Genomic DNA, 12835 nt, shown 5'->3' with positions numbered 1-12835 from the left:
ATATAGTACACCAATTGCTAGGGGATTAAAGTTTGTTAAGGGCTGACATTCCGATATAAAGTACACCACACAACTCTATAATTTTTTTATCTTTAGTTTGTTATTCTTGAAATTTACAAGAATTTCTCTCTTCTTATGTGGTTTTTTATTCGCCTTTATAGAGACGTTGAGCATATTTTTATTTGTGAAGATTTCTATTTGCAGCGTTTACGCAAAAATATTGAGTTCTGAAGCCATTATTTTGCTTTTTGACGGTAGTTACTGGATGAGGTTCAGGACTGTATTTATGCGCTCTCGGTTTATGGAGATGCTTTGGCTATAGACATGTATATTTAAAAATTATGTCAAAATTTTGAAGACTTCATTACACAATTTACTTTGTCCAGCACGTTTGCCGTTATCAACCTTTAAGACAATTACACCGCCAGTTGTCTCAAAGATTTCATGCTCTGTTTTGTGATATCTCCCATGGATACCGTCTGTACTTTCACCTGGATAAACTAAAAAAGAAGCAGCATTATCATTATAACGACTATATGTATACAGTTGCCTTAAATCGTCATCAGTAGGCTGAAAGTTCTTTATGTTTTTCCATTTAGTATCAAGAACGGCTAGAATTTTATCATCTTTCTTGATGACAATATCAGGTCGTATGGTTCTCGCACTCCGGTTACCCCAGCTCCAAAAATCACTTGAATCTTGTCCAGTTACTAGGTATTCTTTTCCAAAAGCTTGCAAACTTTTCAAAACGAACTTTTCCCACAAATCGTTCATATCAAACATCAGGGCAAGTACATGCGATTTGCCTTTACTCAAGTCAGGATGAAAGTTTAATAGAATGATCTTGGCAAGATCGATTGCTTTCTGATAACGATGTGACTTACGATCGTAAATGAGCATTTCAAATAAAGATTCTGTTATTTTCACATCACATTGTTCAGGAAAGTCAAGAGTGACCTTGCTATATCTTGAAGACAGAGAGTTATCCAGCCCAATCTTCATAACGGTTATCAGCGCCTTATATAATAATTGGTGTAGTAAGTGCTCCTTATCGTAAACAGCTTGTTTTATATAAAAACGTTCTTGATGCACATGGTTGAGTATAATTTGCTTCCCCACTAATAACTTTCCCCTTAAAGCATATCTGTTTACTTCCTTCGATCGATATTTCTTAATCAGCCCCTTGTGGATAAGCAGCTCCATTTCTACGATAAACAATTCCAGATACAACTCCAATATACTGGAATTTTTAAGTCTCAGGTCTGAATAAGATGGGGCTTCTGGACTAAATAGACCAATGGAACGCATCATATCGATTAATATCCTCTTCCAACGTACTTGATTATTGCTTTTATCTGCCTTAGGTAATACTTCTATCGTGAGTTTACCCACGCAGATCACTCCTACATATTCGCAAAAACGAACCCCATTATGCACCAACGAGTAGTAGGGAAAGTCCTTCTCCTTATAGAACAATTGAAGTGCTTTTAAATGTTCAATTGTCAATTTTCGATCCCCTTTATGGAGATAAAGCGACTCGTGCTCAAAGACAGTGAACCTGTTATTATCACTATTCACCAACATCTTCTAGCTTTTCATTCAACAATAACTTAATGGCCATTTCAAAATTCACATTAATCACTCTCTTACTATACTTAATCGCTTTAGTTTCACTTTGATTTGCATAAGCCACTATTTCGTATACTTTACGTTCATTAAAAACATCTAAACCATCATGATCAAATTGATTTGCAAATACAACTTCTTCCTCTTTTAATTGTACAAAACCAGCTCCTAATATCAGTCCTAGTTTTGCGTAGTCACCAAAGAAGTATTCCTGCAATAATGGAATGATATTTTTGTAAAATGTTAACCTAAGGTCTTCAATATCCTTACAATCCAAGAAATAGCTATGCCCAATGGCATGATCTCTATCTAAGAGCTTCTCTATTCGGATGTTCAGCGTACTGAGTAAACGAGATAAATCAACTGCATTTATTTTTTCTGACAACTTTTTTTTCTGTCTAATTTCGGTAATCAGCTCTGGTTTTGGAACCATTTCTTCAAATACAAAACGTCGTCTTAACGCAGAATCCAAGGCTTCTACACTTCGGTCGGCAGTGTTCATAGTGCCGATAATATATAAGTTGTCAGGAACAGAAAATTCCGTTTGGCTGTAAGGAAGCGTGACTTTTAAGGTTTCATTTTCTCCCACTACACTTTTTATTGTTTTCTCTCGTTTGTCTTTTTCGATTAGCGTAATCAGCTCACCGAAGATTTGAGAAACATTACCCCTATTGATTTCATCAATGATAATAACGTAATTATTATGGGATGTATCAATTTGTTCAGATGTAATTCCTTGTCCATCCAGTATTCTATCAATGATAGGCTGTTCATAAGATTTGAAGGTTGGCTCTTTATTGTCAAACAACACTGCTTCCAATTCATTTGGAGCAGCGCTCATATATGTCTTACCAGAGAGTGGTCTTATGCTAATAGAACCAGCGCTATTTCTAAATAGAGCAAATTTGCTATTTTCTTTTGTGTTTAAGACTACAGTACTTTCTTGTTCTGTGATGTCAGATAAGGAATCAGCAAAACTTTTGTAAAGCTCTCTAAAAATTTCTTTCGTTAACTCACTCTTCTGCCCATCAATCTGGATACTTTTATTTTCTGTTTGTTTTGCCCTTAAAGCAATTTCCTTAAAAATACCGTCTTTTATTTTATACTGTATGGGAGATGTCTCTGATGCAGGGACAATAGGCTTAATTCCCTCAATAAAATCTTCATAACTTAAGCTTTGATGAAAGGTAGTAAATACAATCCGTCGATCGTTTACATATGCATCATACTTCTCCTTTATTTGAGCTCGGCTAAGATCATCTGTATTCACTCCCAAAGCAGCTAAAGCTTTATTAATAGTGTTGTAAGTTTTTCCGGTACCTGGAGGCCCATATAGAATAAGATTCAGTGGACTATTGTTCATAGTTTCTAATATTTTATCGAATGAGGGCTCGGCTGCTAAAAAATCAAGGAATAATATTAGTGCCCTGCCGTACATATTTTTGCCCTGGCGATCTCTCTCTACAAATTTTTCTGTGTGTTTATATTCATCAGTAATTTTCGCAGCATGAGCTAGATTTTCCTCAGAGATCAGGCCTCCAACAGCTATTCCTAGATCTTCTACATCGCGATCAATTGCTTTTATGCCATCCAAATAGTTTTTTATCGATTTTTGGGAGAGTCGTTCGCCCTGTGTCGTTGCATATTGTTCTTTGAACCAATCTTCAAAGTTCAGCAGTACCTTTTCCTTGTAACTGAATGATACGACTATTAATTTTTTATATTCTTTAATATGGAAGAGTTTGGTAACATCCTTATACAATCTATCCTCAGAACTTTTAATGACTTTACTATCATTTACGCGCTTTGCAATTTCTGTTGCTATAGTCCCCATACATACACCGAAACTCAAGTGCCGCTGTTCTTTGGGAAAGGTTTTATAAAATTCACATAGTAGATCGTAATTTTTAGTTATGCCAAATATAGCATTACTTATATTTTTCCAAAATTTGTAGTTGAATGGGTATGCTAACGGATCTTGGCAATGCTTCACCACAGAATATAGATTATGAATATGAGCATGTATCTTCCCTCCTGTTGACTCCTCCAACTCACTAACGGTTTTGCAGGTTTTAATTTCGTTAAATAGTTTAACTAAATCCAACAACGATCCATCATTCATTTTTGCATCTTGCTTGAAATTATTCAAAAAATTTCCAATGCTAGTGACATTATCAATTTTCTTAGTGAAATTTCCCAGTAACACGACATCATTTTCTTCAAAATTATAGGAAGCATCTTTTATTTTCCTGATTGTTTTCGTTAGGACATCAGCAAAATCTTTATCATCTATTGATGATACCCTGTCTTCGAAATTGCAGAGCCAGTCTTTCTGTTGGTCAAATACAATCTGAAAACTAACCGGATATCTTTCTTTTAACTCGTCATAAGTTATGCCTTTAAATTCAGCTAATATTTGTTCCAGTTTCATAGAAAGCGTCTAATAAATTGGCTCTAATATCGTAAATATTGATTAAATTACTGTTATTAAGGGTAAAAATACTGTCGTTTTAATCATAATTCCGCAACTAAGTTCAAATTTTTGTACCTTGATTCATCATGAGTACGAGATTCCAAATTAACGATCCTTCACTAGAATCTCAATGGAGATCATTAATCCTCTTTGGAAAGAATTCCGCGACTTATAAATTTGCATTTGCAAAAGCCTTAATAGATCTAATTGATGCACAGACTACCTCTATTAATTTAAGTGATCTAGCTGTTCCTTTTGCAGGCTATATTGTGGAGCATCTAAAAGCCAATGATAAACAAGGCAGCTCACAAAGCAGTAAATACTTGAATAGTTGTCGCGCTTACATTAACAACGAGCTAGAAAAAGATCAGTTATACCGAGACACTGAAAAATTAGGGTTTGTAAACGTAATTGATGCCTTCCAAAATGTAAATGGTGGTATAATTCCTAATCCATTTTATGAAAAGAATTTTGTATTTGGTAAGAAGGAAATCGTTATTACTGATAACCTACTTAAGCTACGGGACACTTTTCAATATAGGAACCTGTATCAGGAAGTTGATGCCAGATGGAAATTGGTAGAAACGGCTTGGAGTTTAAACGTAAGTCAGAATCTACTTGAAGTAAAATATGATAACCTTGATTCTTTACTGTTTGTACAGGATAATTTTATGAAAAGAGTAAACATTACTTCGGTTCGCGATGCACTAAATGGCTATCAAAAAGGTAAATGCTTCTACTCTTTTCAGGATATTTCTATCAGTAAAAATAATTCGTTTGGCGTTTGTGCCGTCGACCATTTTTTACCACACCTGCACAAGCGCTATCATGATAACGAAGGTGCAAATGTAAATGGTGTTTGGAATTTGGTATTAGCAGATTCCAGGGTTAACAATGATAAAAATGCAAGAATACCAGAAAGAAGATTTCTAAAGAGGCTTGACAACAGGAACGAATTCTATATTGAGAGTAAACATCCTTTAGCTGAAACGATTATTAACCAAACCGGCACCACCCGAAACCAACGAATACATTTTTTGGAAAAACAATATAACTTAGCGTTGGAATTAGGCGTCCATAAATGGCAACCTAAAGTTGAACTAATCGGCAGTTTTTAATGACAGATTTCTTAAATATTCCAAAATATCAAATTATCTACAGTAATGATAACTTCTTTATTATTGAGGATGCATTTCCAGTTTCACCCGGTCATCTGTTGATTATTTCAAATATTGTAAGGGCAGACTATTTCAGTTTGACCGATGAGGAGAAACATAATCTTGTGGATACTATTGAAGTTGCCAAATCTTTGGTATTGAAAAAGTATGCACCAGATGGCTTTAATATCGGTATGAATTGTGGCGAAGCCGCTGGACAAACAGTATTTCATTTCCACTGTCATTTAATACCAAGATATAAAGGCGATATGGAGAATCCGCGTGGCGGAGTTCGGCATTGCATTCCGGAGAAAGGGAGTTATTGAAAAAAAAATAATATAACAGCTTAATAAATAGCCTATTAAAAACATAAAATTCGCTAGACAATCTATAACTCTCAATGGCAGAACTCATAAACAGATTCAAAATACACGACAAGCTCATTTCTATGATAAATGAAGCTAAATCTCAATTGATACTTATATCACCCTATATTAAGTTACATGATTCTTATATAAAGGCATTACAAAAGAGAGCAAATGATGATGAGTTAGAAGTTATCATTGTATTTGGTAAAAATAAAGAGAACAAGTTAAAGAGCTTATCCAACGAGGACTTTATGTTTTTTAAACAATTTAAAAACATAACGATAAAGTATTGCGAATGGTTACATGCAAAAATATATGCAAATGATTCCTATTCTTTAATGACTTCAATGAATCTACACTCATTTTCTGCAGAGAATAATATTGAGTCAGGTATACTTTGTAAATTCAGTTTTTTAAAAGATATAGCAGGTCTTGGAGGTGTTTTAACTGGCTTATCAACCGACACTCTAGACCAGCAAATCTGCGCATTCAGCTATGATATTATTGATAAATATAGCAAAACCATTTTTGAAAGAAAGCCTATTTACGAGGGTAACTTCTTTAATAAAAGGTTTCTAAGATCTGACATTACAATTGACTGCAATAATAACTATGAAATTATTGAAGCTATAAAATCTGGATACTGTATAAGAACAGGTAGTAAGATTCCTTTTGATATAAAAAAGCCTTATTGTGTAGAAGCGTATAAAAGTTGGGCTAAGTATGGTAATCCAGATTATAAAGAAAAGTATTGTCATTGTACTGGTGAAGCATCTAATGGGGATACTTCTTTTGCTAAGCCGGTATTAAAGAAGAATTTGAGGTAAGTAATCTTGTCGGAGACACAAATATATCTCAAACAATTCCAATATATTGTTCTGAATTACATATATTTACTATTTTAACCATCCAAATTCGATAATGAAAAAATTAATGCTGCTCCTACTGACATCTCTATGTCTTTTACTTAGTCCATCCTACTCGGTACCTACTCAACAAAAAGCTAGCTTCACTGAAACGGTTGAAACAATTGTATACATTACTAAGACAGGCGAAAAATATCATATTGAAAGCTGCAGCTACCTCAGACAAAGCAAGATAAAAACTACAAAAAAGGAAGCGGTGAGTAATGGTTATACTGCTTGTAGCAGATGTAAGCCATAAATTGCTCGTTTCCCACTCCATTTTTTAGGGATGGTTACTTTTTCCAGAAACTGGTATTAAGGTATATGACAGGAATTTCAATAATACTTTTTCTGAGTCCATATATCATCATCCCCTGGATCATATCCTTCCTCTTCAAAAAAAGGAAAATTCAACCGGCTTTCCTCACCTATGTATTTACCACAATTCTTATTATCGCTTACACTATATTTCTCCAACTGTTGCCGACTTTTTTTTGGTTTGGAGATGAAAAGGATTACAAATGTATACCACCAATTATAGTTATCATCGTACCATTACTGCCTATTAGCTTATTTGCACAAGCTATCTTTAATATAAAACTAAAAACAACACGTAAATAAATTATCTATTCAAAATGTCTTTTTTTACGAAGCTCGTTTATATTAAAAACACGAACTTCAACAACCTTCTTCTCATTCCCAAATTCAGTATTAAGTTTTCTCACATAGATGGAGTCACCCGTAAAGTCAAAACTATAGCCAATTCTCTGATCATCAAATGTCCCAATATATTTTCTGAAGGTTGTAGAATCAGTTAAATATTTTGACTTTAAGTCCCCCAATAGACCAACATTATAAACTTCGACATATAGACCTTTCTTAATTTTAAAAGTAAAATTATGTGACCTTTTTGATCTATTACAACCAAATAGAGAAATCAACAACAGGAAAGCTAGAAAAAAAACGACATTCTTCATGTTGACCATCAATTAAAATCCAGGATTAACTCTAGAACTATGCATCGCTACCTCTCGAACCATCTGGATGATTCTCCGCGTATTCTTTAATTACATTATTTCTCTGAACAAGTAAATCTGTCATATATCGTTTTAGAAAAAGCCAATCGGCTAGTTTGCCCAGAATTCCATAGGGCGAGACATAGTCAAAAATATCAGTCATTATTGTCTCCCCTCCTTTTGATTCAAAAATATGCTGGTGCTTAAATGATTTAAAGGCACCGAAAACCATTTCATCAACAAAATAATCAGGACATTTCATTGCGATGATCTTAGAGCTGAGCCTTTGTACAATCCCAAAATGTTTTGCTTCCCATGTTACCGATTCATTTAATTCGATGAGGCCTGAAGTCTTGCCTGCAATTGCCCGCTCATTGGTATGAGCTGTAGAGACCTGATGAAGGTCTATGCTTCTGGCAAGATCAAAGACGATTTTCTGATCTGCCTTTATAAAAGTCTCTAAGTGGATAACGGGCATTTTAAAACTTAGTCATGTCGTTGCATATTCATCCGCAATGTAATTAAAAATAAATATTCAGATTCATTACCAACGAATATCATAGGTCAGCGAATTTTCCTGGAAGAACAGGAAGGAAAAGACAGAGCTGACTATGGGGAATTCCTGATTAAAACGCTTTCGGAGAAGTTACAACCAGAGTTTGGGAGTGGATTTTCGAGAAGACATCTTGAGACATGTCGCCAATTTTATCGATCGTTTTCAATTGCGTACACACTGTGTGCGCAATTGAGTTGGAGTCATTACATGCATCTTTTAAGTATTGAAAATCAAAAAAGTAGTTTAAATTCAAAGGATTTTCTAAAGTTACTTCAACAGTTATAAAAAGAACATCGTTATCATCTTAGAGATTTAAAGAAGAAAATTAGACGTTCAATAACAAGAGCATACAATAAACAGTTAACAATCAACCCACCCATAAATGAGGGAAAACCTGAAAGTATATTATTGAACAAAGTATGAGTTGGAAATCTAAAAAAGGGAAAAACCGAAGCAAAGAATTCGATAAGTTTACCACGTGCAGTTCCTTCTTCAAGTCCAGCGGTGGCTATCAATGATACAGTTGTTAGAATCACAAGACTTATTACAGTCAGCAAATACAGATAGATATTGAAGCGTTTAAACATAGTTTTAGAAAACTAATATAACATAAACAATTAAAAATACTTATAGAAGAAGAAAAACAGACAATACACCAAAGCCCGGGAAAAAAACACCGGGCTTCAGTAAAGATTCAAACAAACATAACCTTCCTTATACAGGAAGTTTCTTAAAGATATTTTCAATCACTTTCGGCAATTGAGCAATCGCCTTTTCAGGATTGTTCAGTTCACCTTCGGCCCACCCTCTCCAGATCACTTTCTTAGTTTTGCGGTCAATCAAGTCAATCATGATGCTACCTTGTTTTACGTTCACCATGCGCTGCTCACTACCCACATACACGGGAAAAGGATCACGATACGCATAATAATAAAACGCACGACCACGATGTACACCTACATGTGGCAAATATCTTCCGGGCGCATCATAATATACTGGTTCATTATAGACCTTGGTTTCCTTATTTACTACAGCCGTATACCTTACCAGTAGATCTGGCCGCCTATTGTTCAGTTTAAAGCCTCTTTTTTCTAACTCTGCACTTGCCGCCCCCACGATTTTATCCGCTGCTACATCATTATCATAAATATTCGAAGCTTTAGATTTACTTTCAGGCAACCAGGCGTAGCTACGGTATTCAGTCAGCTTTTTATTACTAACCGCGTAATAATTATAACTGGAACAGGATGACAGAACAGCCACCAGTCCCAATAGGATTAAAATTTGCTTTTTCATCGTCTTTCTCTATTTGTGTGAAGTAGAAAAATTCTCCATAAAACCAGCAGTCATTTATTTGTTAGACTAAAAATGGCATAAAAGGATTAATATTTTATCGTACATTTCCAATTGTGAACGCACTGCGTTCACAATTAAGCTGGACACATTATAGGTTTCTTATTCGGCTTGACACTCGGAGCAAAATTGAGTTCTATATTGTAGAAACAGTCAAAAATAATTGGTCGTCTCGCCAACTCGAAAGACAAATCAATAGCAATCTATTTGAACGACTATTGATGAGTAATGATCAGGGTTCTGTATTAGCTGTTGCTAATCAGGAACAACAACCCATCAATGCCAAACAAATTATCAAAGATCCTATGTACCTGGAATTTCTTGGGCTTAAAAGAGAATCATCCTACTATGAAAAAGATCTCGAAGCCGCTATCATTACACACCTGCAGGAGTTTCTTCTAGAGCTTGGTAATGGGTTCTCTTACTAACTTTCAATTTCCTTTAATAGATTCAAAAAATGTTCGTAGATCTTGAGCAGTGCCGCTTCAATAAGTTCCAACTGGAAGCTCATATTTTTTTCAACTCCGTACCTATCTTCCCTTATACTAAAAATCATACTGTTTAAAGCAGTTATTCCGTCAGCAAGGTAATCGATGGCATCATTAGGGTTTTCGCGTGCAATTTTGCTGGCTTCATCTAAAAGTTCTCTTTCATAACGAAGAAAAGGCAGCATCTCCCCATTAAAACTACCATTCTTAATATCTAAAATTACTTTATTCGCTAGGTCAAAACTTGGTGTCATATTCAATACTATTAAAAAAATAAATATCCGGATTTATTACCAACGAATATCATTTTCTCTATTGATTGGCATTATTTTTTAATTCCTAAAAAACGGATCAATTTATGATGCTAAATCCTAACGTCCTATCGGACATTAAAACAATTATCCATACCGCCCGCGACAAAGCCATACGCGCAGTAGATACCGAACGTGATTCACTTGAACCCGAGTTTGGAACGGGCTATTCAAAAAGACAAGTTGAGCTATTCAGGCAATTCTATCGGGTGTTTCCAACTGCCAACGCACTGCATTCGCAATTGACATGGACACAATTGAGGCTTTTACTGTGCCTCTTCAATTTCTTTAAAGCATTTGTCTTTAATACGTTAAACAGAACAAACCAGAATATCAAAAATACGATGGTTTGGATAATTAAAATTGTACTTACATCACCACCAGTATATCCAACCGCGAGACTTATAAAGTTGACTGGTAGCGTAATGAATAAAATAAAGACGCCAAATATATTGTAAAAGATGGAAGCTGGACTCATAGATAACACACTAACAGCACCTAAACACTGTAGATGTCGAACATGCTGTGATAGTTACCACAGCTTTTATATTTTCATACGCTCTTCACGAATTTTCACTAATTCATGCGGAAGGCCTACCCTTCTAAGCGTTTCCCAAGCCTCTTCAGTTTTTTTATTGAGGTAAGGATCATCAGTTCGCTCTTTGATCTTCAAACTAACTTTGCCTTCATAACTCCCGAGGTAAATTTTATCGGTTTTATTTTTCATTGTTATACTATTCATACAAATATACTTATAATTGATTATTTTCTCAGAACCATAAAGGCCTCATAAGTTACTTCTATTTCAAATTTGCTCCAGGTGTTTTTTCTTAATCCATATACATATAGGACATCGAGTATCTGCTTCAAATTTTGCGTAATTGCCATTTGGTAAAGTCGAGTTCTTGCAACTGTACTCCCCTTTGCATAAATAAAAGCCTGAGGAAAATACTGTGTAAATTCTAACACAGTAGCTGCTACCGTAGCTAATATTTTATCTCTATCACCATTGTTTGACACTGTAAAATCATCTAATTCATTAGTCTCATCATTCAAATCACCAAACGCGAGGTTAAAAATGAAACTCTCTTCATTTTCAGCTATGTAGCGAACTTCCTTTTTGATTTTTCCATTGGGACCTTGGCTAACAAACTCAAAGCTAACTTTATTTGCATTTGTCAAATACGGATATTGCTCATTATTCATTAGTAAATTTACTCAAGATGTTTTAAATGAACCAAAAATTAATGAAATTAACTAATTAAAACAAAATACTGTGTTGTTTTCCAAAAAAATGCAAAAAATAATATAAACATGTACTCTATTATTTTCTTCCTTGGAAAAGATCATAGTTATAACTTCTTCAACGATCAGGTTTCTATTTCAAACAATTGAAGAACTATAGCTATCTTTCCGATATAAATCCTGACTATCTAAATCGGCCGACAAATGAATAATTTTACACTGGAATTGTTACTCCATATTATAGGAATAGGTTCTGCCTCTGGTCTATTCTTAAAAGATAATGTACTGTATGTAACCGGAGACAACAGTTCTTATCTGTATGAATATGAACTCAAATCCTCGGATTTGAAACGTTATCCCTTAAGTGAAAACCCAGCTGAGAACATCGATAAAAAGCTCAAACCTGACTTTGAAGCCCTTGCCTTTTATGGGAACTCATTTTATCTTTTTGGATCTGGTTCGACGGCAAATCGTACTAAAATGGTTCGGGTAAATGCAGAAACCAAAGAAAGACTTTCCATTTCTGATTTATCGGCATTATACAAAAGGATGCAGGATTTAACTGGCTTAAATCCTGAAAGCTTTAATATTGAAGGGGTTGTTTATACTGGAGATACCTGGTATTTCTTTAACCGCGGAAATGGAAACTCCGGAAAAAACATTGTCATTACCTTTCATGGAAAGCACTTAACCAGTAATTCCAAAATTACTTTTACTGAACTAAAACTTCCTGAAATTAAAGGTGTCTGCACCAGCTTTACTGATGCTATTAAAGTCGGAGATAAATTCTATTTCCTGGCGGCAGCTGAAAACACAAATTCTACCTACAATGATGGTGAGGTTTTAGGCAGTATAATAGGTTGCATCGATATAAAAACGATGAAATTGATCTTCACACAAGAAATCTCTAACCGGCATAAATTTGAGGGCCTGACCTTACAATACAACCGCGAAAATGAATTGTCCTTCTTGTTATGTGAAGATAACGACAGCGATAAGTTACAGGCAGATATTTACCAGTTGAAACTCAATCTTATTCCTTAACACCATTGGTATTGTTAACAATATCCAACAGCTTTTGCAGTCTCCACTCCACAGGCTCTGTTACACGCTGATTACCTCCCCTAAGAATGGCTAAAGATTTCTCAAGAAAACCCGCTACATTCGAAATGATTACTCCACTATCAAGTTGTGCTGTTTCTGGTAATTCGATACCATGAAATGCCGCTTCCCAATCTTCTGCTGTCATGAGCGCGAAGATATGGAAACTTTGTAATACAAATTAACAGACATCAAACTTTAAGTAGCAATAGTACCTGTTTTAACCGTGATATGTC

At 34.9% G+C, this 12835-nt stretch carries 15 protein-coding genes and 1 pseudogene; 8 read left to right on the top strand and 8 right to left on the bottom strand.

Annotated elements, in window-relative coordinates:
- Window positions 1-339: 339 nt before the first annotated feature.
- Both R2Q84_RS24940 and R2Q84_RS24935 read right to left on the bottom strand, forming a co-directional pair.
- Window positions 340-1584: a 5-methylcytosine restriction system specificity protein McrC gene (locus tag R2Q84_RS24940; protein ID WP_316819332.1), complete on the bottom strand. Its 1245-nt coding sequence runs from the start codon at window positions 1582-1584 to the stop codon at window positions 340-342.
- Window positions 1571-4057 (bottom strand): McrB family protein, encoded by a 2487-nt coding sequence (locus R2Q84_RS24935; protein WP_316819331.1) that lies wholly within the window; start codon window positions 4055-4057, stop codon window positions 1571-1573. The genes R2Q84_RS24940 and R2Q84_RS24935 overlap by 14 nt, the downstream gene beginning before the upstream one ends.
- A gap of 128 nt (window positions 4058-4185) precedes the next feature.
- Between R2Q84_RS24935 and R2Q84_RS24930 the strand changes: the two genes are divergently transcribed.
- From R2Q84_RS24930 to R2Q84_RS24920, 3 genes are all read left to right on the top strand, one after another.
- Window positions 4186-5217: an HNH endonuclease domain-containing protein gene (locus R2Q84_RS24930; RefSeq protein WP_316819330.1), complete on the top strand. Its 1032-nt coding sequence runs from the start codon at window positions 4186-4188 to the stop codon at window positions 5215-5217.
- On the top strand, window positions 5217-5582 hold the full coding sequence (locus R2Q84_RS24925) for an HIT family protein (protein WP_316819329.1): 366 nt from the start codon (window positions 5217-5219) through the stop codon (window positions 5580-5582). Before R2Q84_RS24930 ends, R2Q84_RS24925 begins: the two co-directional genes overlap by 1 nt.
- Window positions 5583-5656: 74 nt before the next feature.
- Entirely contained in the window at window positions 5657-6451 is a 795-nt protein-coding gene (locus R2Q84_RS24920) for a phospholipase D family protein (RefSeq protein WP_316819328.1), read from the top strand.
- 1092 nt (window positions 6452-7543) lie between these two features.
- Here R2Q84_RS24920 and R2Q84_RS24915 read toward each other — a convergent pair.
- The gene (locus R2Q84_RS24915; protein WP_316819327.1) at window positions 7544-8023 is read right to left on the bottom strand and encodes an SRPBCC family protein; all 480 of its coding nucleotides are present in this window, start codon (window positions 8021-8023) and stop codon (window positions 7544-7546) included.
- A 24-nt stretch (window positions 8024-8047) separates the two neighbouring features.
- Here R2Q84_RS24915 and R2Q84_RS24910 point away from each other — a divergent pair, with 24 nt between their 5' ends.
- Window positions 8048-8386, top strand: coding sequence for a DUF1016 N-terminal domain-containing protein (locus R2Q84_RS24910; RefSeq protein ID WP_316819333.1), 339 nt, complete (start codon window positions 8048-8050; stop codon window positions 8384-8386).
- Between the two features lie 429 nt (window positions 8387-8815).
- Here the strand turns inward: R2Q84_RS24910 and R2Q84_RS24905 are convergent, their stop codons facing one another.
- Window positions 8816-9397 carry a DUF4136 domain-containing protein gene (locus R2Q84_RS24905; protein ID WP_316819326.1) on the bottom strand — a complete coding sequence of 194 codons (582 nt, stop codon included), beginning with the start codon at window positions 9395-9397 and terminating at the stop codon, window positions 8816-8818.
- A gap of 77 nt (window positions 9398-9474) precedes the next feature.
- On the opposite strand from R2Q84_RS24905, the pseudogene R2Q84_RS24900 reads away from it, so the two are divergent.
- Window positions 9475-9657 (top strand): annotated as a pseudogene (locus tag R2Q84_RS24900) (DUF1016 N-terminal domain-containing protein); the annotation flags it as partial.
- 18 nt (window positions 9658-9675) lie between these two features.
- Window positions 9676-9882 carry a PDDEXK nuclease domain-containing protein gene (locus R2Q84_RS24895; protein WP_316819325.1) on the top strand — a complete coding sequence of 69 codons (207 nt, stop codon included), beginning with the start codon at window positions 9676-9678 and terminating at the stop codon, window positions 9880-9882.
- Here the strand turns inward: R2Q84_RS24895 and R2Q84_RS24890 are convergent.
- A complete protein-coding gene (locus R2Q84_RS24890; RefSeq protein ID WP_316819324.1) occupies window positions 9879-10196 on the bottom strand; it encodes a hypothetical protein in 318 nt (105 codons plus the stop codon). The genes R2Q84_RS24895 and R2Q84_RS24890 overlap by 4 nt on opposite strands.
- A gap of 104 nt (window positions 10197-10300) precedes the next feature.
- On the opposite strand from R2Q84_RS24890, the gene R2Q84_RS24885 reads away from it, so the two are divergent.
- Window positions 10301-10711 carry a hypothetical protein gene (locus R2Q84_RS24885; protein ID WP_316819323.1) on the top strand — a complete coding sequence of 137 codons (411 nt, stop codon included), beginning with the start codon at window positions 10301-10303 and terminating at the stop codon, window positions 10709-10711.
- 86 nt (window positions 10712-10797) lie between these two features.
- Here R2Q84_RS24885 and R2Q84_RS24880 read toward each other — a convergent pair whose 3' ends face one another.
- Window positions 10798-10995 (bottom strand): hypothetical protein, encoded by a 198-nt coding sequence (locus tag R2Q84_RS24880; protein WP_316819322.1) that lies wholly within the window; start codon window positions 10993-10995, stop codon window positions 10798-10800.
- Window positions 10996-11015: 20 nt separating this feature from the next.
- Complete coding sequence (locus R2Q84_RS24875) at window positions 11016-11459, bottom strand: DUF6934 family protein (RefSeq protein ID WP_316819321.1); 444 nt, start codon at window positions 11457-11459, stop codon at window positions 11016-11018.
- Between the two features lie 243 nt (window positions 11460-11702).
- Between R2Q84_RS24875 and R2Q84_RS24870 the strand changes: the two genes are divergently transcribed.
- Window positions 11703-12542 (top strand): DUF6929 family protein, encoded by an 840-nt coding sequence (locus R2Q84_RS24870; RefSeq protein ID WP_316819320.1) that lies wholly within the window; start codon window positions 11703-11705, stop codon window positions 12540-12542.
- On the opposite strand, the gene R2Q84_RS24865 is transcribed toward R2Q84_RS24870, so the two are convergent.
- The gene (locus R2Q84_RS24865) at window positions 12532-12747 is read right to left on the bottom strand and encodes a DUF6965 family protein (protein WP_316819319.1); all 216 of its coding nucleotides are present in this window, start codon (window positions 12745-12747) and stop codon (window positions 12532-12534) included. The genes R2Q84_RS24870 and R2Q84_RS24865 overlap by 11 nt on opposite strands.
- Window positions 12748-12835 lie beyond the last annotated feature (88 nt).

This window comes from Pedobacter nyackensis (assembly GCF_032678475.1).
Taxonomy (GTDB): Bacteria; Bacteroidota; Bacteroidia; order Sphingobacteriales; family Sphingobacteriaceae; genus Pedobacter; species Pedobacter nyackensis_A.
The sequence above is the reverse complement of the archived record's forward strand: the minus strand, read 5'-3'. Positions and strand labels throughout refer to the sequence as shown.

Excerpts from the sequence above, each read along its gene's own strand:
- R2Q84_RS24940 (WP_316819332.1), bottom strand. The coding sequence starts at position 1,584 with ATGTTGGTGAATAGTGATAATAACAGGTTCACTGTCTTTGAGCACGAG.
- R2Q84_RS24935 (WP_316819331.1), bottom strand. The coding sequence starts at position 4,057 with ATGAAACTGGAACAAATATTAGCTGAATTTAAAGGCATAACTTATGAC.
- R2Q84_RS24930 (WP_316819330.1), top strand. The coding sequence starts at position 4,186 with ATGAGTACGAGATTCCAAATTAACGATCCTTCACTAGAATCTCAATGG.
- R2Q84_RS24925 (WP_316819329.1), top strand. The coding sequence starts at position 5,217 with ATGACAGATTTCTTAAATATTCCAAAATATCAAATTATCTACAGTAAT.
- R2Q84_RS24920 (WP_316819328.1), top strand. The coding sequence starts at position 5,657 with ATGGCAGAACTCATAAACAGATTCAAAATACACGACAAGCTCATTTCT.
- R2Q84_RS24915 (WP_316819327.1), bottom strand. The coding sequence starts at position 8,023 with ATGCCCGTTATCCACTTAGAGACTTTTATAAAGGCAGATCAGAAAATC.
- R2Q84_RS24905 (WP_316819326.1), bottom strand. The coding sequence starts at position 9,397 with ATGAAAAAGCAAATTTTAATCCTATTGGGACTGGTGGCTGTTCTGTCA.
- R2Q84_RS24895 (WP_316819325.1), top strand. The coding sequence starts at position 9,676 with ATGAGTAATGATCAGGGTTCTGTATTAGCTGTTGCTAATCAGGAACAA.
- R2Q84_RS24890 (WP_316819324.1), bottom strand. The coding sequence starts at position 10,196 with ATGACACCAAGTTTTGACCTAGCGAATAAAGTAATTTTAGATATTAAG.
- R2Q84_RS24885 (WP_316819323.1), top strand. The coding sequence starts at position 10,301 with ATGATGCTAAATCCTAACGTCCTATCGGACATTAAAACAATTATCCAT.
- R2Q84_RS24880 (WP_316819322.1), bottom strand. The coding sequence starts at position 10,995 with ATGAATAGTATAACAATGAAAAATAAAACCGATAAAATTTACCTCGGG.
- R2Q84_RS24875 (WP_316819321.1), bottom strand. The coding sequence starts at position 11,459 with ATGAATAATGAGCAATATCCGTATTTGACAAATGCAAATAAAGTTAGC.
- R2Q84_RS24870 (WP_316819320.1), top strand. The coding sequence starts at position 11,703 with ATGAATAATTTTACACTGGAATTGTTACTCCATATTATAGGAATAGGT.
- R2Q84_RS24865 (WP_316819319.1), bottom strand. The coding sequence starts at position 12,747 with ATGACAGCAGAAGATTGGGAAGCGGCATTTCATGGTATCGAATTACCA.